Consider the following 19,771-nt stretch of genomic DNA (forward strand, 5'->3'; position numbering starts at 1 on the left):
CCGCTTCTCTCCGCACTGGGAGGTCGCTCTCCACAACTTCCAGAAAACCGTCGCCGCAAAACTCAACAGCGCGCACTAGGCAGGCAGCCCGTTCAGAGATGGCCAACGAGGTTGCCGATATGGAAAGCGCACTGAAGCCCCGAAGCGTCATGCCGATGCTGGGGACCGCCAGTTCCGATACATTCATGGGCGTCGCAGCGTGCAATAATCTCGACGACCTTGACGCCGAGATTGTTGTTCTCGGAATCCCATGCGCTACGCCTTATCCGGGCGCCGTCGAATACACCCAGGCAAATCTGGATGCACCGCGCGCAATTCGCGACGGGCTGGCTATCTGGTCGGCAACGAAAGATCGATATGACTGGGATCTGGATGGACTGCCGTTTTGCAGTGCGGAGGATCGCGTCTGTGATTACGGAGATCTGCCAACCCGCGTTGACAAGCCTGAGGAGAATCGGAAGCTCATCCACGCCGCCATAGCCAAAATCGTCGAAAAGGGCGCCATACCGGTTGTGCTGGGCGGCGATGATTCGGTTCCGGTTCCCGTCATCAAGGCGCTGTCGGCTAAAGCCAACCTGACCATTCTACAGATCGACGCCCACATCGACTGGCGCAACGAGGTCGCAGGGGAGCGCTATGGCCTGTCCAGTGTCATGCGGCGCGCGTCCGAAGAACCCCATGTCGCCAACCTGGTGCAGGTTGGCGCACGCGGCCTAAGTTCGGCCGGGCCCCAGGAAATCGCCGATGCAAAAGCTTGGGGCGTGAGGTTCTTTCCGGCACAGGTCGTCCGTCAAAAAGGCATTCAGCCCATCGTCGATGCCATTCCTTCCGGGTCCAATGTCCACATAAACCTGGACTTTGACGGGCTCGACCCGACAATCATGCCCGCGGTATTTGTTCCGGCGCCAGGCGGACTGTTATACTGGGAGGTCGTGGACCTTATAAAGGGTGTAGCGGCGAAAGCGACGATCTGCAGCATTGCAGCCGTGGAATTTGTTCCGTCGAAAGATCCGGACGGCAATTCCGCATTGACTGCGGGGCGGATCATATCGCTGGCCATCGGCTCAATATTGAAGAAGCCGTCGGTTTAGACGTCGGACGAAGCCACCGCGTCGATCACTCTAAAGACCGCCGAAACATTCTACCACCCCCGCCCCGAAGGTAGAGGGCCGTTCCGCCGCCGGCTTCATTGGCGCACTCATATCTTTGTCGATTAGTCGCCTACGTCTCCAAAATATCAAGATCACATTTTTTTCGGAAAGAGGACTAGATCAATGAGTTCATGGAGCGATTTCCGCCGCGAACAGATCCTGGTGGGAGGTCAGTGGACATCTGCGGACGATGGCAGGACGCTCGACGTCATTGATCCGGCAAGTGGCGAAATCATCGGCATTGTCCCCAATGCTGGCGCGGCCGAGACCAAACGAGCGATCGACGCCGCCGCGGCGGCGTTCGCCAATTTCAGCCAGACGACTGCATCGACCAGGGCGAGAATGCTGCGCGATCTTTCGACGGCACTTCTCGACCACCAGAATGCATTGGCCGAACTTCTCACCCGGGAGCAGGGCAAGCCGCTTGCCGAGGCCAAGGGCGAGATCGCGACGGGTGCTGCCTACATCCAGTGGTTTGCCGAGGAGGCTCGGCGCGTCTACGGAGACACGGTTCCTTCGCCCTGGGCTGACCGTCGTATACTGGTGACGAAGAACCCGGTGGGTGTCGTCGGCGCCATCACACCCTGGAACTTTCCGTCTTCGATGCTGGCCCGAAAGATTGGTCCTGCCATTGCCGCGGGATGCACGGTCGTTGCCAAACCAGCCAGTGTGACGCCCTATTCGGCGCTCGCCTGGGGTGTGCTCGCGGAACAGGTTGGCATCCCTGCGGGCGTCATCAACATTCTGACCGGCAGCGCACCCGAGATCGGCGGCGAACTGACGTCAAATCCCCTGGTGCGCAAGATTACCTTCACCGGCTCCACTGATGTTGGAAAACGCCTGCTCAAGCAGGCTGCCGAAACCGTCAAGAAGGTTTCGATGGAACTCGGCGGCAACGCCCCGTTCCTGATTTTTGACGATGCCGATCTTGACCGTGCGGTCGCGGGCGCCATCGCCGCCAAGTTCCGCAATGCGGGTCAGACCTGCGTCTGCACCAACAGGCTTTACGTGCAGGCTGGTATCCATGATCGCTTTCTCGACGCTTTTGCGGCCGCGACGCGGAATCTTGTCGTTGGTTCTGGACTGGAAAGCAGTACGACTTTGGGTCCGTTGATCAACGATGCCGCTGTAGCCAAGGTCGAGGCGTTCATGAGTGACGCCCTTGCCAAGGGTGCCAGCGTTGTCACGGGCGGCAGACGACATTCGAAGGGTGGCCGCTTCTATGAGGCGACGGTTCTCGCCGAAGCGAATTCGACAATGGACTTTGCGCGCGATGAAATCTTCGGCCCCATAGCGCCGGTCTTCAAATTCGAGACCGAGGACGAGGCCGTTCGCCTGGCTAACGATACCCAGTACGGGCTGGCCGCCTATTTTTACACGCAGGATCTCGGGAGGGCCTTTCGTGTTTCCGAGCGCCTGCAATACGGCCTTGTCGGCGTCAACGAGGGATTGATCACGACGGAGGTCGCGCCGTTCGGAGGACTGAAGGAATCGGGCGTCGGCAAAGAAGGATCGAAATACGGGCTCGATGACTATCTGGACGTCAAATATGTGTGCGTCGGCGGTCTCGGTTTGTAAGCCGGAGGCAAGAGCATGAAAGACTATAAAATCGCGCTCATCCCCGGAGACGGCGTCGGCGTCGATGTGACTAATGCCGCATGGGTCGTGCTTGAGGGTGCGGCCAGAAAATTCGGCTTCGGCCTCTCGCCGCAGCGCTTCGACTGGTCGTGTGACTATTATCTAAAGCATGGCCGAATGATGCCGGAAAACGGCATAGCGACTTTGAGAGCGTTCGACTCCATTCTGCTGGGCGCGGTCGGCTGGCCATCCCGAGTACCGGATTCGGTTTCCCTGCACGGGCTGCTTCTCCCAATCCGCAAGGCGTTCGATCTATATGTGAACGCGCGACCTCACAAACTTCTTGCCGGCACGATGGGGCCATTAAGATCGGAAAACTTCGACATTCTGTGCATCCGGGAAAACACCGAGGGTGAGTACAGCGGTGCCGGCGGGCGCATCCACGTCGGGACCCCAGATGAAGTAGCCGTGGAGACATCCATCTTCACACGTCGGGGTGTGGAGCGGATTCTGCGATACGGGTTCGAGCAAGCACGCAAACGCAGCGGTCGGCTTGCCTCGGTTACAAAATCAAACGCTCAAAAATATTCGATGGTGTTCTGGGACGAAGTGACCGACGAACTGGCGGCAGGCTATCCTGATGTCCAGGTAACCCGCTATCACGTCGACGCAATCGCTGCCCGTTTTGTAATGAACCCGCAGGCCCTTGATGTCGTCGTCGCCTCAAACCTTTTTGGTGACATCCTGACCGATCTGGGCGCAGCCATCCAGGGTGGCTTGGGCTTTGCCGCGTCAGCCAACATCAATCCAAACGGCGGCGTACCATCGATGTTCGAACCGGTTCACGGTTCTGCCCCCGATATAGCTGGCAAGGGAATCGCAAATCCTATCGCCACGATATGGAGTGGCGCGTTGATGCTGGAGCATCTGGGTGAGCGGGCAGCTGCGGCTGCGATCCTATCGGCCATAGAGAGCGTCACATCACAAAAGAAAAGACGCACGCCTGATCAGGGCGGCACGTCTTCGACCACGGAGGTTTCGCTCGCTGTGTTGGCGGCGATTGAGCGACCCACCTAGACTGAAGACTGACCGGCCCACGGTGACCTAGTCGAATTCAGCAAGCCACGCACAAACGCCGTCGTTCGCAATAGTGGTATGTGCAAACGATCTCAGAGGCCAGAGGGAAACGCGCTGGCGACCGCTCCAAGCGGCCCTGCAGCCAACTAGTCTACGCGGGAAGGTGGTGGGCCCCCGGGCGTGGGAACACCTGGGACTACTGGCCGGCTGTCCCAGGTTCCTCAAACATGATCCGTTGGGGCCGATGGTCTTCGCAGCCGGGTCTTTGCGGCCATCGATCAGCTCGTCGGCTTGCTCCCGGTGGCAATGCGCATGGCTTGCTCCCGGTGGCAATGCGCATGACGCGGACGGCGCGTTTCCGGTTACATCGGGGGCGCCTCTGGCCCTTAAGTCCGGTCGGCATCGCGCTCCCTCCACAATTCAGTAAGCGACTGCCCCTTGCGTCCCCAATTGTCGGTGTCCACTTCGTCGATGACGACAAATATGTATTCGGGATCGCGTCCAAGCTCTTTCACTAGCACATCCGTCATACCTCGGATCACGGCGCGCTTCTGCTCGACGCTGGCGATCCCCTTTGCGATCTCGACCTTCACGTATGGCAACGGCTGCCTCCTATCCTTTGCTAAACACATAGGCGTTTGCACCTATGGGGGCAAACCGGATAGGCGCTTTCGCATATTTCAAATTTCAAACTGAGATATTAGCTGATCAGCGCTTGCCGCGGTGCGGTAGCGCCGACCTTGGTGGCGTACATCATCGCCTGGCTGGTTATCGGCCTCGGGATGGGGCGGGCTTTACGATGCCGCGTTCGGGACTCTTGGCCGGCTCTGCGGCCACGGGGCGCGATCCACCATCACCACGCGCACCCTGTTTGGCGGCTTCGCGAGCACAATCTGCTGGCCGATCTCGGCCTTCTTCTGGGAGAGATCGGATGGCGCGGCACCTGTTTGGTCTACGCCGCAGTGCAGCTGTTCGTCGCTCTGCCGCTTTACTTGGTGATCCTGCCTAGCGGCGGGCCTTCACCGGCCGCCCGAGCCGGACCGAATGCGGCAGCGACGTCTGTTCTGCCAATCGGCCGAAACATCGCGATTATGGTTGTCCTGGCCGCGACCCTGACAATTGCAGCCGTCATCTCTTCGACCCTGTCGGTGCACTTGCTGACGATCCTGCAAAGAAGCGGCACGACCCTCGCTGCGGCCGTGGGGCTCGGGACACTCGTCGGCCCCTCTCGGGTGGCTGCCCGGACGATCGAGGCGCGCTTTCATCACCCGATCTGGACCAAGTTCGCGTCGATCACCTTCGTCGCAATCGGCGTCTCGGTGCTCTGGGCTGGCATGCCAATCGTGCCGTTGGCGCTCGCGTTCTACAGGGCGGGCATAGGCCTGGAATCCATCGCGCGTGCTACCTTGCCGCTCGCAATGTATGGCTCTGATGGTTATGCCAAGTTGATGGGGCGCCTTGCTATGCCGAGCCTGATTGCTCAGGCAGCGGCGCCATCCCTTGGTGCATTGCTTCTGGAGCGCTTCGGCGCTTACTGCACGCTGACGACACTTTCCGGCCTGGCGCTGATCAACGTCGCCTTGGCATGCGTGTTGGGATGGCTGCTTGTCAGTCGACGGGGATTTCAGGTCCAGACTAACTAGGTTCCCGCTGTCGGATTCTTCCAGAGGCAAGGGCGAATAGCTCGCCTCGGGAAATGCGCGTGATCGCACAGAGATTAGCCCTCCATTTTTACACGACCTTCTGACCGTCCACCAAACTCGGGTGTAACTGTCTGGATGCCTACTGACGACGGCAAGATGCCAGCAAGCGCCTTCATTGGCGCCGCAAAAGAGGTGGACATCCCGTTGAGCGGGATCCATTCAGTTAAGCGCCGATCCGCTTTCAACGTGCCCTCGATAGCGTTACCATAAAGAGCCCGCCCAAGTCCGGAGCCTCCCATGTGCAACGATTACGAGCAGCATGTACTCTGGGCTGAATATTGCCGGATGATGGCGTCGCTGGCGCTCAAAATCCCCAGCCACCAGACCGAACTCGATTTGCCACAGGCGGACGACGTCCGCATCAACGATCCAGCGCCGATAATGCGGGCCGCTGATGACACAATCGAACTGGCATCGATGACGTTCGGGTTTCCGCCGACCGGACCAAAGGGCGGCCCAGTGTTCAACTTCCGCTCCGAAGGTCGGCAGTTCGGAAACAGCAAACGCTGCCTCGTTCCTGCGTCCGCGTTCTTCGAGTTCACGGGCACAAAATATCCGAAGGCCAAACATCGCTTCACGCTCAACGGCTCTCCGTTCATGGCCATCGCGGGGCTTTGGCGTGAGGCTGTCAGCAACAAGCCGCCCACATTCACCATGCTGACGACCGATCCCGGGCCGGATGTCGCGCCATATCACAATCGTCAGGTCGTGGTCCTTCAGCCGGAGAATTGGGCGACCTGGATCAGTCTGACAAAGCCTGAGGCTGAGCTTTTGCGGCCGCTTCCGGCAGGCTCACTCTCGGTCGAAACAGTTCGCCCCGAAAGCTCGTGACTCAGCTGCGCAGAATCTCTGGTACGCTGAGCGGACCGAGATCGAGAACCCGCCGGTATTCGCCCGCGCGACGCCAGACGCCTCGCACGTTTCCATTCTCCCGATCCCGCCTCGGATCAAACCTCAGCCCCTCAAAGTGATCCAGAAAGGCCTCTGCAGATGCGGCGTCCCTGAAGCAATGCAGCCGATAGGTTTCATATTTGCCGTTCGGCCATACCGCCTGCACATGGCGTGTCTGGTGTTTAAGCCCTCGTTCCTGGCAGAACTTCGCGATCATCGTGAAATTCCGATCCGTGCAGAGGTCGTCCAGCAGCGCAACTTGGTGTGGCCAGTCGCGGTCGATGACCGATGGTGTTGGTAAGCCCCGACTGCGTTTGACCACTATTCGAAATGCATGGACTGGCCGCGCATCATGGCCAGCGTCAGCGCGATTGCAGGATTTGCCGGCGGCTTTTCCATATACAAGGAGCCGTCGAAATTACGCCATGCCGCCATGCGCAATTCATCATCGTTCATCGCTGGCCGCCGGGTCGAAAACGTGGGCGTCACATGGACCCCGGTCAATCTCGATTGTCCAGTCCTTGAGCGCCTTGCGCGCCATCTCTTCAACCTGGGCAAGGTCGCTGGTGAAGAAGGGGATTCGGTCTCCCTCTTCCGATAGAGGCTCAACGCGATCCAGCGTTGGCCGGTCGGGAACCCAACCGAGAACGAAGGCAATATCGAAATCGATCTGGCGGTCTGGGCCGGTCGTGATCTCCAGCCGCTTGACGACGTCAGGATAGAGCTGCTTCCGCTCTGGCCAGGTGTCTGGAATGGCCTCAGCTTGCAGCTTCGTGCGGGGAACATTGACCAGTTCCATGACCTGGTGGTGCGGGACTTTTTCCTCCGGCCAGCCCGCACAACAAGCCGCTGCCGCAGCCTTGTCTGCTTCCATCCAGACTGAAGCAGCCTGGTCCTCATCCTCGGTAGGCTTGTCGTCTTCTGGGAAACCTTTGATATCCCACCCTTCCAATGCAAACAGCCCTTCCGCTCCTTGCAAAGCTGTGATGCCGGCGCGCGCAAACACGGCTTCGCCTGCGGCGATGCCTCTTGCGAGCTCTTGGGGTGTTGCGTCCTCGATGTTCAAGCGAAGTTCCATCGTTCGCCTCGTATGACCTAATCCAGCCATGTGAACAAAGTGAGAACAAAGAGTCAAGCGTGCCCTTGACGGGAGAGGAATATGTTCCTTATTTCAGCGTGATCTGGAGCAGCAAGGGACCATGGCTCGGCGTCAATCGCGCTGGCCGGCGAAGCTATGGCAAAGACAGCGGAAGACAATTTTCGGATCGAGGTCTGGGATCGCGAGGAGCAGGCTTTGGCGGAGACCATTTCGCGTTCCCCCGATTCAACTGTGAGTCAGGCAGCCTGGCAAGCCGCCATCCGGCGCCGCCCGGGCATGTTGCTGATCCACTACAACAGTCGGCACGTGATGGAGAAAATCCTGACGCCGGGCGAGGTGAAGATCCCGCCGCAGACCATCATCGATGGCAGCGTACATGCCGGCCTCGATGTGGCGCTCGGCGATCTTCGCGAATGGCATGTGTTGCGGGCCTGGTGCAGATCCTGCTCGCACCATGCCACGGTAAAGCCGGCCGGGCTGATCCAACGCTATGGAAAAGACGCTCTGTTCAGCTCGGTCGAGCGAGCGCTTTTCTGCACGAGTTGTGACAGGGGCGGGCCTGTCCGGCTTGAAATTCACAAGCTGCCACGCAATTGAGGAGAGCCGAAGGGAGCACAACCTGATTGATTCATCAGGCAATGCCACTGTACCGGCCAATCCTAGCGTCGCCGATGCGCGCGAACGATGCCGGTCGCATCCATATCCTGAACGCAAACCATACGGACCGCCGCGGACGGGGACAGTCGGTCCCGCGTCCCGTCCTGCGGCCGGCGCTATGCTGACGCTCCTACGGCTGTCCCGTTCACCGCCCGCGGCGGGGGCGAATTTCCTCCGTCCAGCGCGCGACAATGCCGCTGTTGCGGACGCGCGCAGGACTGCGGCTTATACGCCGTTCTTCCTTAGAGCGCCACGGTCGCCGGCGCGTAGATGCTTGGGGATGGAACCGAACTGCGGGGCAGGGTATTGAATCGGACTATGTAACCGAGTTCCGCATGTCGCCTGTAGATGGCACCCTAAGCATCAGCAAAAGGCGCACACGGCGCAGAGACTCAGAATCTATCCCTGCATATCCGCTGCCGGGGTTTCGGTCGTTCCAGCTCTGCACATTGACAGACCAAATACCGGTGGGCGGGGATTGGCTTTTCGAGATGAAGTTCGACGGCTATCGTGCCCAAGTCGCCATCTCCGGCTCGGACGTCGTCGTCTATACCCGCAATGGCCACGACTGGACCCGACAGTTCAAGGTCATCCTGCCGCCGCTTCAGAGACTGACAAAGGGCGCGGTGCTGATCGACGGTGAGATCGTCGCCATCGACAGCCAGGGCCGCACGAACTTCTCCATGCTGAAAACCGGCATTGCCGCGGGTCTGCCGCTCAAATTCTACGCCTTCGACCTGCTTGAATTGGATGGCCAAGATCTGTCGAACCAGCCGCTCCTCGCGCGCAAGGAGCGGCTGGAGTCCCTGCTGGGCACTCGCCTGCCAGACGACTGCCTGCAATTCTCCAGCCACATCGTCGACCAGGGCAAACGGGTGTTCGACGCCATGTGCGAGGGCGGCCACGAAGGTATCATCGCCAAACGCGCCGACAGTTCCTACGTCGGCGATCGCACCAGGAGTTGGCTCAAGATCAAGTGCACGAAGCGACAGGAATTCGTTGTCGGCGGCTATCGCCCGAGTGACACAGGACATGGCATGGCCTCGCTCATCCTCGGCACTTACGACAATGGCAAACTCATCTATCGCGGCCGTGTCGGCACGGGGTTCACCGCGGCGATGCGCAAGGACATCCTGGCGAAGCTCGAGAGACGCAGCGTTGAGAAACCGGCTTTCGCTTCTGTTCCGAGGGACATTGCCCGCCGTGCTCGGTGGGTGAGGCCCGAGCTTGTCGCCGAAGTCACCTATGCCGAAGTGACACCGGACGGCAGCTTGCGACATCCAAGCTTTGAGGGCATGCGCGAAGACAAGCCAGCCGACCAGGTCGTGATGGAAATGACAAAGACGGCGGCAACTCTTGGCCCCGCCAATCTCGATCCGGGAATCGGCAAGGAGATCGCTGCTGCTGTCGGCGTCAAACTGACGCATCCCGACAAGGTCATGTATCCGGGGACCAAGGTGACCAAGGCCACGCTCGCCGCCTACTACGCCGTGGTCGCCGAGAAGATGCTGCCGCACATCCAGGATCGGCCTCTGTCGCTGGTGCGCGATACCGACGGCGACCTTCAGCAGACCTTTTTTCAGAAGCACAGACTGCCAGGCATGCCCAAGGCCATCCATGACGGCCAGTTGGGGAAGATGTCCGGGAAGGAAAGCCGCATCTTGTGGGTCGATGACTTGGCTGGGCTGATCGCAGGCGTTCAGATGAACGTGCTCGAATTCCACATCTGGGGAAGCCGTCGCCAGCAGCCGGATCTGCCGCACCGCATGATCTTCGACATCGATCCGGACGAGGGCCTTGGATTCACGGCCGTCAAGCAGGCAGCCCTCGACATTCGGGGCATTCTGGAAGCGCTTGGACTGCAGTCGTGGCCGTTGCTGTCCGGCGGCAAGGGCGTTCATGTGGTCGTGCCGCTCGTCCCGGAGGCAAACTGGGACGAGGTCAAGAGCTTCTGCCAAGACTTCGCCGAACTACTGGCCCGTACAGATCCGTCGCGTTTCGTCGCCAACATGAGCAAGGCGAAGCGCAAGGGCCGGATGTTTCTCGATTACCTGCGCAACGGCCAAGGCGCCACTGCAATCTGTCCCTGGTCGACTCGGGCACGCGCGGGGGCGTCGTGCGCGGTGCCGGTCAGCTGGGAGGAGTTGCCCACCTGCGAAAACGCCAACGGTTTCGATGTTTTCGCGGCCGCCGCGCGGGCTCAGCTACCCGAAGCCTGGGTGGGTTATTTCGACGTCGAACAAACGCTTACCGACCGCATCCGCCACGCAGTCCGGTAGCAAGATGGTCAGCGACATTTGCCTTTTTGGCGCCCGACGCCTTTGCCCAAAATCGAGAGCGTCCTCCCTTCTGAGAGGACCCCGCAACGCCGTCTAGAGTGAGAGTACGGACCGGTTTGCCGTGACGGGTTGAGAGCTGGAGGAGGGCCTCCGGCGCCCGTCGCGGAGAACCGCGATGTCCAGACACTACGCTCGCGCCGGCGCCGACCGGGCAAGCCTCTATGACGAAATCACCAACAAGATCATCGCCGAGCTGGGGGCTGGGCGCTTTCCCTGGGTGCAGCCCTGGGGCACGACGGCGACGAAAGCTTCTCTGGCTATGCCGGCCAACGCCGCGACCGGGCGCGCCTATTCCGGGATCAATGTGCTGATCCTGTGGGGTGCGGTCGTCGAGCATGGGTTTCCCGTCCAGAGCTGGCTGACTTTCCGCCAGGCGCTATCGCTGGGCGGCCATGTCCGCAAGGGCGAACACGGCACCACCGTCGTCTATGCTGACCGGTTCATCCCTGACGATGAGAAGAATCGCGCGCGGGAATGGCCGCGAGCGCAACGCCGATCACGTACCGGTCGTGAAGTTCTTCAATCCGCTCGGCGAAGGAGTTTGGCTCGCGATCGAATTGAATGCCAATGGCGACGAAATGTTCGGTCTCGCCGATCTCGGCTATCCCGAGTTGGGCAGTGAGCGGCTGTGGCTCAACAGTATCTGTTTGATTTCTATCGCTTAGCAAGTTCCATAAGATAGATTACGCGATTTCAGCAGTATATAGTAGTATTTATTGAGAATTTGGCTGTGAATCATGATTCATTCTGCAAATTTGTTTGGTTATTATAGAACAACACTCTCATTGTTGCAACAGCATGGCTTACCGGCACCTCAGGTGAGACGGACCTCGCTCGCCTCCCCTTCCGGCGCACTCACTTTGCGCGGCATGCAATAGACGCCCTCGGATTCCATAAGTACCGCGCCACCCTTCAACTCGCTCAATGCGCCGACCCAGCTTGCGAATAAGTGCGGCTGGCATCCACGGCCGTCAGCCAAAGAAGAGGAAGAACGTACCACGTCGTCTGATTGCCAGGTTCCGGCCTCACTGTGCCGGTAGCGGCCGGCCGGCCCAATGCGGGCTTGCTTGCTGGTGCCACCGAGTTCGGGGCGCGGCATAGAAGACGACCTCGCGCGAGTACCATTCCGTCAAGCTCGGTGATTCCAGCTGTCCCGTTCCGACTTATGCGAGTCTGGTCGAGATCGAAACCAAGGGCGACTTCTCGCTCATCTGGTCACGCCGCACCGCAGAGTAATCCAATAAGCACGAAGCCCCACCGGAAAGACGGGGCTTCGGTATATTCAGTTCCCGGCGCCGACCTCTCGTCAGATGTCCCAGGTCACGCTTTGGCCCGCGCCTTGCGCCCCGTCTTCACCGGCGACTTGATTGCCGCCGCAGTGGTTCTCGCTGCCGCCGCCCGCACGGCCGGTTTGCGTTTTTCCGCCGCGGCAGACGTGGGCGTCGCTGCCTTGCGCCCGAGCCCTATTGATTTCGCCAGAGCCGACCGGGTAGCCGCGTAGTTCGGCGCCACCATCGGATAGTCGGACGGCAGGTTCCATTTCTGTCGGTATTCGTCGGGGGTCAGGTTGAAGTGCTGAAGGTGCCGCTTGAGCGATTTGAATTTCTTTCCGTCTTCCAGACAGATGATGAAGTCAGGTGTCACCGATTTCTTGATCGAAACTGCCGGGTCCTGTTTTACCACAGGTTCTACCGCCGGCGTGCCGATGCCATTCAGGGCGGCATGGATGTCGCCGATTAGTTTCGGCAACTCGCCAACCGGTACTGGATTGTTCGATACATAGGCGGCGACAATGTCAGCCGTTATCGACACGGTATCCAGTTTGTTGCCTTGCTCGAGAGCAGTGGTCATATGATTTCCCTCTTTTGTATCGGATGAATTGAGCGACGTTTGATTTTTCTGCCCTGCCCACGACGCAAATAGTACATTTCTTTGTTAAATCCACCTCTCTTGCGCAACATGACAAGAGTAAGTTTCGCTTCTGTCGTCCCATCGGCTGGATTGCCCTTGCCAATCTCATCTAAAACGAGGAGCGTTGCGTCGTTTTTCCGGCAGTTCCGGCTGTGCAGAGCAATGCCGTTGGCCTGGCTGTAGAGTGTCAACACGCAGTGCGCACGATCGCATACGCGGGGCGTGGGAGGTTTCGAGGGGAACACGATCTGGCATTTGAAATTTGCTCATCGGGTAACGCCTGCTTTGACGGGCTTTGCCTATTCAAGCCTTGCGCCTTCATCATCTGAATCAAGGCTCGCGAGATAAGATTGTCGCCGGTAGCGACGAAGATCGCGGAAGCTTCCTGCGCATGCGCTTGGCTGCGGAGTCGGGCTGGCGCACCGGCCGAAGTCTGCTGTTCGGGCTCGCGCCAGCCGCTGTTCGCGCCAACTGTGGCTAGGTTCGCCGGCCCATCCGCTCTTCACGCCGTTCAGCATCGAACGCCTGCCTGCCTTTCGAGCCCCATAGGTCTCGCGCATGCTCGCCTTCATCGCTCTGCAGTTTGGCAGAGATCCAAAGTAGCGCGCCGTAGATGGTAGCGCGATCATCATTGGTCAGATCGACGATGCCCGCCTTAACGACGAGACCGCCGAGTTCGATGAGCTGCCGTGTGCGCTTGCGGCGCTCGACCTGCCACGTGCGCATGTCATTGCGGGCCAGAGCCGCCTGCCGGCGATTGAATGCCGCCCGGTTGCGCCGAAGCGCCACGCAGCTTGCTTCCAAGTGCCGGAGCAGTTCGCCGTGACCTGCTTTCGAAAAACATCACTCCACGCTTGGCCCACGCCTCACGCTTTGCGGTGTCTTTCGTCTCGGTGATTGCGACCAGTGCGCCTGCCAGTTCGTCGGTGCTGAGTTGATCGGCGCCGGTGGCGATCACCAGCTCGCCAAGCTGCTGCACCTTTCGGGTTTTCAGCTCTTTGGCTTTGTCTTCCAGCGCCTTCAGTTCGGCGTCAAAGTCCCGCGGTTTTCGCATGGTTGTCTCCATCGATTGTCGATGTGGCGATGATAGGGGACGGCCTGCCGGAAGGCTTCAGGGTTGCCGAGACAGCCCGGGACGGGCTGGTCCATCCCGAGAATTTTTTGAGGGAGGGCGCGCTTATACGTCGTGCCGACGTGGCATAGACCGTGCAAATGATCTGGTCGCGATGGCGATCTATCATCTTCACGTCAAGGTCATTGGCCGCAAAGCTGGGAGCAGTGCTGTGGCGTCAGCCGCCTACCGCTCGGCGTCGCGATTGCGCGACGAGCGGATCGAGCGTGTGCAGGACTTCTCAGCCAAGCGCGGTGTCGTCCATTCCGAGGTGATGTTGCCTGAGGATGCACCGGAAGACTGGAGCGACCGCGAACGGCTGTGGAACGATGTCGAGGCGTTCGAGGTGCGCAAGGATGCCCAGCTTGCCCGCGAGGTGGAGTTTGCTCTGCCGCGCGAACTCAGCCAGGCGCAGGGCATCGAACTGGCNGTTCAGACCGAGTTTGTCAGCAAGGGCATGGTCGCCGATCTCAATGTGCACTGGGACAGGGCGGAGGATGGCAGTCTCAAGCCGCATGCTCATGTCATGCTCGCCATGCGGTCGGTTGATGAGAACGGTTTTGGTGGCAAGGTTCGAGACTGGAATGCTACCCAGCTGGTCGAGCGCTGGCGCGAGCGGTGGGCGGAACTGGCCAATGAGCGCCTGGCCGAACTCGACATCGACGCCCGCATCGATCATCGCAGTCTGGAAGCACAGGGCATTGCGCTGGAGCCGCAAACGCAGATTGGTGCGCCAGCCCAACGCATCGAGGGCAGCGGCCTTGCTGCTGGCGACATTGATGCAGATCGCGCCGAACTGCATCGCGAGATCGCGCGCAACAATGGCGCGCGCATCATTGCCGATCCATCCGTGGCGCTCGATGCCATCACCCATCAGCAATCGACCTTCACCCGAAAAGACATTGCCAAGTTCTCGCATCGGCACAGCGATGGAGTGGAGCAGTTCAACAAGGTGATGACAGCTATCAGCAACGCGCCCGATCTGGTCGAACTCGGCAAGGACGGGCGCGGAGAGGATCGCTTCACCACCCGGCAGATGATCGACACCGAACAGCGCCTTCACCGCGCGGCAGAGCGTATCGATTTGGACGAGCGACACGCGGTAAGTGAGGCACAGCGCGAGGCAGCACTGGCGCGGGCTGCGCAACGCGGGCTTGTCCTGTCAGACGAGCAGAGCGATGCGCTTGCGCATATCACCGATGGGCACGGTCTTGGTGTCGTTGTCGGCTTTGCCGGCACGGGCAAGAGCGCCATGCTGGGGGTTGCGCGCCAGGCATGGGCAGCGGCTGGCTATGAGGTTCGAGGCGCTGCACTCTCCGGCATTGCCGCCGAGACTCTGGAAGGTGGATCAGGAATCCCGTCACGCACCATCGCCAGTATGGAGCATAGCTGGGGACAGGGCAGGGATCTGCTCACCGCCCGCGATGTCCTGGTGATCGATGAGGCCGGCATGGTCGGCACGCGCCAGTTGGAGCGCGTGCTTTCCCATGCGGCCGGCGTTGNCTGGTGATCGATGAGGCCGGCATGGTCGGCACGCGCCAGTTGGAGCGCGTGCTTTCCCATGCGGCCGGCGTTGGCGCAAAGATCGTCCTCGTCGGCGATCCCCAGCAGTTGCAGGCCATCGAAGCCGGCGCTGCATTCCGCTCGATCCACGAGCGACACGGCGGTGTCGAAATCGGTCAGGTGCGCCGGCAGCGCGAGGACTGGCAGCGCGATGCCACGCGCGATCTGGCAACCGGCAGGATCGGAGCCGCAATCAGCGCCTACGATGCGCAAGGCATGGTGCATCAGGCTGCAACGCGCGATGAAGCGCGAGGTGAACTCGTCGAGCGCTGGGATCGCGACAGGCAGGCGCATCCAGAGGCAAGCCGGATCATTCTCACCCACACAAACGACGAGGTGCGCGCGCTGAACCAGGCAGCGCGCGAGCGTATGCGCATTGCCGGCGATCTCGGAGATGATGTTCAGGTGGATGTGGAACGCGGCCCAAGAAACTTCGCCAGCGGCGACCGGGTCATGTTCCTGCGCAACGAGCGCGGGCTCGGCGTCAAGAACGGAACACTCGGTATCGTGGAGGAAGTCAGCAAACAAAGCATGACGGTTCGCGTTGACGATGGGAGGTCGGTGCACTTTGACCTGAAAGACTATGCCCACATCGACCACGGCTATGCCGCGACCATTCACAAGGCGCAGGGCATGACCGTCGACCGCACGCATGTGCTCGCAACGCCTGGCATGGATGCGCATGGCAGCTACGTCGCACTGTCGCGGCATCGAGACAGCATGGATCTGCATTATGGCGGAGACGACTTCACGACGCGCGAACGCCTCGTCCGAACGTTGTCACGGGACAGAGCCAAGGACATGGCGTCGGATTACGAGCAGGTCGACCCGGCGCAACACTATGCCGAGCGGCGCGGCATCACGTTCCGCGAGCGTCTGGTCGAGATCGTGCGTCGGATCGTTCCGGAGAAGCTGCGCGACGGGATCGGCGGGCTGCTGGACGGGTTGCGCTCGCCCGGAGACGGTGAGCCCATGCAGGACCGTGGGAGCGGGCCGGGAAGGGAAAATGTTGGGACGCACATCGGAGATGCAGGCCGGACGCCCGACAGAGGAAATGTCGCCACCGGAGTGCCGCGCGACACGAATGTTCCGATGGACACGGAAGCGGCGTTGCGCAGCGCTCGCACTAAGGCGCTAGTGCGTCACGCGCGCGCCATCGACGCGATCCTCAGTACTGGAAATGCCGACGGGCAGGGCAGTCCCGAGCAGATGCGAGAGTTGAACGATGCCCGCAGCGCTTTCGAGAAGGTTCGGCCGCATGGCTGGCGCGATGCCGAAGCGGCCTACGTCAAGAGTCCCGAGCTGGTTCGTGAGGCGGCTGCCGGCCGCGTCAATCGTATCGTGCTCGCTCTCCAGCTTGAGAGCGAAATCCGCACAGGGATGGACCTCGATCCCGGCCGCCGCGCCGACCGTTTCGTGGAACGTTGGCAAAAGCTCGACCGGACGGGACGGGAGCAATATCAGGCCGGCGACATGTCCGGCTACAAATCAACCCGCTCAGCCATGTCCGACATGGCCAAGAGCCTCGAACGAGATCCGCAGCTTGAATCCCTACTGGCAAACCGCAAACGCGATCTTGGCATCAACGTGGATTCGGGTCGTCGCTTGGGCGCGGAACTGGCGTTCAGCCATGGCATCGGCAAGGGGCGGGGCGTTGGGATCTAAGGCATGCCGATTTGCCGCCGTTTCCACTCCGCAGCCGGCTGAGGCGACAAACCTTGTTGCCTCCGGCATGGGTCCGTCCTGTCTGTCCCAGTAGAAATCAGCAACAACCAGTGAGGTGCAGGCAGTTATGTCCGAGCCGGATCGTATCATACGCCTCAAAACCGTCCTTGCCCGAACCGGCCTATCCCGCTCAACCATCTATCGTAAGATCGCCGAAGGCACGTTCCCAGCTCAGATCAAGATCAGTGTCAACGGTGCGGGATGGAGGGAATCCGATGTCAATCGATGGGTCGGCGATCCAGTTGCATGGCAAACAGTTAGTTCTGATTGCGAGACAAACGAACACCAGGGCCGCCGCCGTTCTCTGGGATGAATTCGATCCCGGCAGCCTCAAACGTGGTCCGAAGTGCTGCGACGGTAGTGCCTTTTAGTTGTTCTCCCCGCTCAAACCGGGCGACGGTATCAGGTGAAACTCCAGCATTCCGAGCCAAGTCCCTCGTCCCCCAACCGAGGGCGACACGCGCCATTTTGCACTGGACGATGTTCATTTCGTAACATCGATACGATTTATGTTGATCTGCATCGTCACTTGAGATATCGTAACCCTGATACGATTATGGGGTCGCTTACTGCGGCTGCTGATGGTGTTGTGACCACCTTCAGCAGCCTTGCCACGCCCAAGCTGCGAGGAGCTCGGATCATGACTGATTCCGACAATAGCACGACTTTGGCTTCCGTCACGCACAGCTGCCGCGATCGGCAGATCTCAAACGAGTCTGGACATTTTGACGATTCAGACCCTGCCATCCTGCTGCAGCGAGAATGGCTGCGGGCACAGCATGTTTCGCAGGTCCTTTGTCGACTTCAACAGCGCCTAGAGAGGCGCGTTCTGGACCGTGCAAGTCCGGAAACGACGGATGGAAAAGTCGGCTACCACATTGCCTGCCAAGCGGAGGTCGAGGCCACGACTGCTGCCTTGAAGCTTCAAGACAGAATCCCCCACGTACAGGCGCAATCGCTTCTCGGCGTTGTCGCCAAGCTCGATATTATCACTGGTGCAGACCGCGACATCGACGATCCAACCGACTTTCCCTGGCCGCATATTGCTTCGGTCCTTGCCGACCTGAAGGAAATCGCCGGGCGCCTGCCGTTCGAACGACCCGATCGATCGGTCGTTCACGCGGACTGCAGGCTTTATCAGGAGATAGCAACCGATCTGGTTGGCCTGGAAAGGCATGCCCCTGATCTGCGTTCTGGGGAGGTGCCTGTCGCTGGGATCAGCTCAGGATAGAACTCCTTCGGTCCCGTATTTATTCAACCGACGCGACTTAGTGCAAACCAGCGTCTTTCGTTACGACAGGTTTGAGCCAGAGTAGCGGATCAGGGCGAGGTATGTCCGATAGCACGCCTTACTATCCCATTCTGCGAGCGCTCATCTTGGCGAATTCCCTCGTCTCGCGCATGAGCACATATTGCGAGACATGGAGAAGCCACGTTTTCTTGGCATACCTGATGGTCGGCAGTAATGCTGTCGATCCTGCGTCGAATCTTCAGGAGTACGTCGATGGCCTGCGGCGTCATATTCGAAGAGGATCGTGGCGATTGCTTCGTGCCAGGCCGACAGGGCGCGTGCATCCGTCAAGCTCGATATTCACCTCGAAGTCGGCCATCACGAAGCGTCCTGGGTGACCGCTTGAGGTGGCCATGCTTGGGCAGTTCGGCGGTTGCCAGCGCCTGGCCGACGCTGTCGTTGGCGATATCGGCGAACTAGCCCAAACCATCGAGCAGGCCGAGCGCCTGGAGGGCGCCGGCATATATGCCGATGCTGACATTCGTGTCGCCGCCCTCAACCCGTTGCAAGGTGGAGCGCGAGGTGGAAAGCGCGCTCGGCCACCACTGGCATTGGAAGCCGCCCCCGCTAGCGCGCATCGTGGATATCCGCTCCCAGTTTGCGCAGGGCTCGCCTGACTGCGGCTGGAGGATTGTGGGGGTAGGCATTTGGCACCTTCGAACTACGGCACGTTACGTCAGTCCATCATCGCAAAGGCCGCAACCCGCAGGGCGTCGGCACTCGCCAACCCGTGCCACCGCCTTTGCGGTGGATCAAAGCCGACCTCACCCTCCGCGATTACAAATGCGAAGGATGGCCATTTGGTCTGCTCCAATGGAGGCGAAATCTGATGAAGCTCATGGCAGCTGTCTACCTGGCGACCTATCCAGAGGCGAACTCCCTGAAGATCGCGGCAAACTCGGTCGCGCTCGTCAAGCAGATCGGAGCGGCGCTTCATGCCGTTGCCATCAATGTCGATATTCCCGACGTTTCGAATGCGCTCTCAACCTATCTCCTCGACCTCCCCTACAAGATAGCGGAAGCTGAGGCGACAAGCCGCAAGCACGGCAAAGCTCTGCTTGAGGCAATTGCGCAGGAAGCCGCGCAAGGCGCCGCGACCCTGACCACGCAGGAATTGGCTGCACCACTGGCCCTGATGGGCGATCATGCTGCCGAGCACTCCCGCTATTTCGACGTCTGCCTGGTCGGCTGGGCGTCGGCCAACCAGACGGCGCGGATGCTGGCTGTAGCGATACTGTTCGGCTCGGGCCGACCGACCGTTCTTCTTCCCGATTCCACGGAGGTGGGATCCTTTGAACATGTCGTTATCGCCTGGGATGGCAGCCGGGTGGCCGCAAGGGCTGTTGCAGATGCGCGGGCGTTTCTCAAGCGTGCCTCAAGGGTTACGGTTGTGACCGTCACCGACGAAAAGCCGCTTCCGGGCCAAGGCATTGGCGATCGCCTCGCCTTGGGCTTGAGGGCGCGTGGTCTGATGGCCGAGGCGATCTCGATCCAGGCAGGGGATCGTTCGGTCGCAGCCGCACTGCAGGAGCATGCCCTCAAGATCGGCGGCAAGCTCCTAGTCATGGGCGGATATGGCCATTCGCGTGTCAGGGATTTCGTGCTCGGTGGCGCTACCGACGGGGTGCTTGCGGATCTGCGCCTCCCTGTCCTGCTCTCCCATTAGGCGTGGCGG

Annotated in this window: 19 protein-coding genes and 5 pseudogenes; 14 read left to right on the plus strand and 10 right to left on the minus strand. The window is 60.3% G+C overall.

Going from position 1 to position 19,771, the window contains the following annotated elements; translation table 11 throughout:
* Positions 1–98: 98 nt before the first annotated feature.
* The 3 genes from X743_RS146375 (at position 99) to X743_RS146365 (ending at position 3,806) form a co-directional block, all read left to right on the plus strand.
* Positions 99–1,091 carry an arginase family protein gene (locus X743_RS146375; protein WP_023767631.1) on the plus strand — a complete coding sequence of 331 codons (993 nt, stop codon included), beginning with the start codon at positions 99–101 and terminating at the stop codon, positions 1,089–1,091.
* A 183-nt stretch (positions 1,092–1,274) separates the two neighbouring features.
* A complete protein-coding gene (locus X743_RS146370; protein ID WP_023767632.1) occupies positions 1,275–2,729 on the plus strand; it encodes an NAD-dependent succinate-semialdehyde dehydrogenase in 1,455 nt (484 codons plus the stop codon).
* Positions 2,730–2,744: 15 nt separating this feature from the next.
* The gene (locus X743_RS146365; RefSeq protein ID WP_023767633.1) at positions 2,745–3,806 is read left to right on the plus strand and encodes a tartrate dehydrogenase; all 1,062 of its coding nucleotides are present in this window, start codon (positions 2,745–2,747) and stop codon (positions 3,804–3,806) included.
* A 386-nt stretch (positions 3,807–4,192) separates the two neighbouring features.
* Here X743_RS146365 and X743_RS146360 read toward each other — a convergent pair whose 3' ends face one another.
* Positions 4,193–4,438 (minus strand): 4-oxalocrotonate tautomerase family protein, encoded by a 246-nt coding sequence (locus X743_RS146360; protein ID WP_156934486.1) that lies wholly within the window; start codon positions 4,436–4,438, stop codon positions 4,193–4,195.
* Between the two features lie 111 nt (positions 4,439–4,549).
* Here X743_RS146360 and X743_RS01000000169305 point away from each other — a divergent pair, with 111 nt between their 5' ends.
* Together X743_RS01000000169305 and X743_RS146355 are read left to right on the plus strand one after the other, a co-directional pair.
* Positions 4,550–5,449: an MFS transporter gene (locus tag X743_RS01000000169305; protein WP_245264287.1), complete on the plus strand. Its 900-nt coding sequence runs from the start codon at positions 4,550–4,552 to the stop codon at positions 5,447–5,449.
* Between the two features lie 297 nt (positions 5,450–5,746).
* Positions 5,747–6,340 (plus strand): SOS response-associated peptidase, encoded by a 594-nt coding sequence (locus X743_RS146355; RefSeq protein ID WP_023767635.1) that lies wholly within the window; start codon positions 5,747–5,749, stop codon positions 6,338–6,340.
* A 1-nt stretch (position 6,341) separates the two neighbouring features.
* On the opposite strand, the gene X743_RS0136680 is transcribed toward X743_RS146355, so the two are convergent.
* The 3 genes from X743_RS0136680 to X743_RS08740 form a co-directional block, all read right to left on the minus strand.
* Positions 6,342–6,617: a hypothetical protein gene (locus X743_RS0136680; protein ID WP_031258156.1), complete on the minus strand. Its 276-nt coding sequence runs from the start codon at positions 6,615–6,617 to the stop codon at positions 6,342–6,344.
* Between the two features lie 104 nt (positions 6,618–6,721).
* A complete protein-coding gene (locus X743_RS1000000174000) occupies positions 6,722–6,856 on the minus strand; it encodes a hypothetical protein (protein WP_023767637.1) in 135 nt (44 codons plus the stop codon).
* The gene (locus X743_RS08740) at positions 6,846–7,466 is read right to left on the minus strand and encodes a hypothetical protein (RefSeq protein ID WP_245264288.1); all 621 of its coding nucleotides are present in this window, start codon (positions 7,464–7,466) and stop codon (positions 6,846–6,848) included. The genes X743_RS1000000174000 and X743_RS08740 overlap by 11 nt, the downstream gene beginning before the upstream one ends.
* Before the next feature lie 228 nt (positions 7,467–7,694).
* Between X743_RS08740 and X743_RS146350 the strand changes: the two genes are divergently transcribed.
* The 5 genes and pseudogenes from X743_RS146350 to X743_RS1000000173560 all read left to right on the plus strand — a co-directional run.
* Positions 7,695–8,096, plus strand: coding sequence for a hypothetical protein (locus tag X743_RS146350; RefSeq protein ID WP_084555594.1), 402 nt, complete (start codon positions 7,695–7,697; stop codon positions 8,094–8,096).
* Positions 8,097–8,347: 251 nt separating this feature from the next.
* The gene (gene ligD / locus X743_RS146345; protein ID WP_245264289.1) at positions 8,348–10,435 is read left to right on the plus strand and encodes a DNA ligase D; all 2,088 of its coding nucleotides are present in this window, start codon (positions 8,348–8,350) and stop codon (positions 10,433–10,435) included.
* 175 nt (positions 10,436–10,610) lie between these two features.
* Positions 10,611–10,970 (plus strand): annotated as a pseudogene (locus X743_RS1000000171080) (ArdC-like ssDNA-binding domain-containing protein); the annotation flags it as partial.
* Positions 10,924–11,115 (plus strand): annotated as a pseudogene (locus tag X743_RS146340) (DUF2958 domain-containing protein); the annotation flags it as partial. The pseudogenes X743_RS1000000171080 and X743_RS146340, both read left to right, overlap by 47 nt.
* A gap of 541 nt (positions 11,116–11,656) precedes the next feature.
* A pseudogene (locus tag X743_RS1000000173560) lies at positions 11,657–11,731 on the plus strand (DUF736 domain-containing protein); the annotation flags it as partial.
* An 84-nt stretch (positions 11,732–11,815) separates the two neighbouring features.
* Here the strand turns inward: X743_RS1000000173560 and X743_RS146335 are convergent.
* From X743_RS146335 to X743_RS146325, 4 genes are all read right to left on the minus strand, one after another.
* Positions 11,816–12,346, minus strand: a complete 531-nt coding sequence (locus X743_RS146335) for a MucR family transcriptional regulator (protein ID WP_023767642.1) — start codon at positions 12,344–12,346, stop codon at positions 11,816–11,818.
* Positions 12,343–12,600 carry a hypothetical protein gene (locus X743_RS1000000172310; protein ID WP_156934488.1) on the minus strand — a complete coding sequence of 86 codons (258 nt, stop codon included), beginning with the start codon at positions 12,598–12,600 and terminating at the stop codon, positions 12,343–12,345. The genes X743_RS146335 and X743_RS1000000172310 overlap by 4 nt, the downstream gene beginning before the upstream one ends.
* 283 nt (positions 12,601–12,883) lie before the next feature.
* Positions 12,884–13,195, minus strand: coding sequence for a conjugal transfer protein TraD (locus tag X743_RS146330; protein ID WP_245264290.1), 312 nt, complete (start codon positions 13,193–13,195; stop codon positions 12,884–12,886).
* Positions 13,134–13,472 carry a conjugal transfer protein TraD gene (locus X743_RS146325; protein ID WP_031258164.1) on the minus strand — a complete coding sequence of 113 codons (339 nt, stop codon included), beginning with the start codon at positions 13,470–13,472 and terminating at the stop codon, positions 13,134–13,136. The genes X743_RS146330 and X743_RS146325 overlap by 62 nt, the downstream gene beginning before the upstream one ends.
* 160 nt (positions 13,473–13,632) lie before the next feature.
* Between X743_RS146325 and mobQ the strand changes: the two are divergent.
* Positions 13,633–16,745 (plus strand): annotated as a pseudogene (gene mobQ / locus X743_RS01000000169310) (MobQ family relaxase).
* Between the two features lie 127 nt (positions 16,746–16,872).
* Positions 16,873–17,118, plus strand: coding sequence for an AlpA family phage regulatory protein (locus tag X743_RS1000000171085; RefSeq protein WP_032923330.1), 246 nt, complete (start codon positions 16,873–16,875; stop codon positions 17,116–17,118).
* Here the strand turns inward: X743_RS1000000171085 and X743_RS1000000173565 are convergent.
* Positions 17,063–17,293: a helix-turn-helix domain-containing protein gene (locus X743_RS1000000173565; protein ID WP_245264291.1), complete on the minus strand. Its 231-nt coding sequence runs from the start codon at positions 17,291–17,293 to the stop codon at positions 17,063–17,065. The two genes, X743_RS1000000171085 and X743_RS1000000173565, sit on opposite strands and share 56 nt — an antisense overlap.
* Before the next feature lie 152 nt (positions 17,294–17,445).
* Here X743_RS1000000173565 and X743_RS1000000171095 point away from each other — a divergent pair, with 152 nt between their 5' ends.
* A complete protein-coding gene (locus tag X743_RS1000000171095; RefSeq protein WP_084555596.1) occupies positions 17,446–18,036 on the plus strand; it encodes a hypothetical protein in 591 nt (196 codons plus the stop codon).
* 347 nt (positions 18,037–18,383) lie between these two features.
* Here the strand turns inward: X743_RS1000000171095 and X743_RS1000000174145 are convergent.
* Positions 18,384–18,750 (minus strand): annotated as a pseudogene (locus X743_RS1000000174145) (hypothetical protein).
* 175 nt (positions 18,751–18,925) lie between these two features.
* Here X743_RS1000000174145 and X743_RS146315 point away from each other — a divergent pair.
* The gene (locus tag X743_RS146315; protein WP_023767648.1) at positions 18,926–19,762 is read left to right on the plus strand and encodes a universal stress protein; all 837 of its coding nucleotides are present in this window, start codon (positions 18,926–18,928) and stop codon (positions 19,760–19,762) included.
* Positions 19,763–19,771 lie beyond the last annotated feature (9 nt).

The sequence above is a fragment of the Mesorhizobium sp. LNHC232B00 genome (genome assembly GCF_000502435.1).
In the GTDB taxonomy this organism is placed as follows: Bacteria; Pseudomonadota; Alphaproteobacteria; order Rhizobiales; family Rhizobiaceae; genus Mesorhizobium; species Mesorhizobium opportunistum.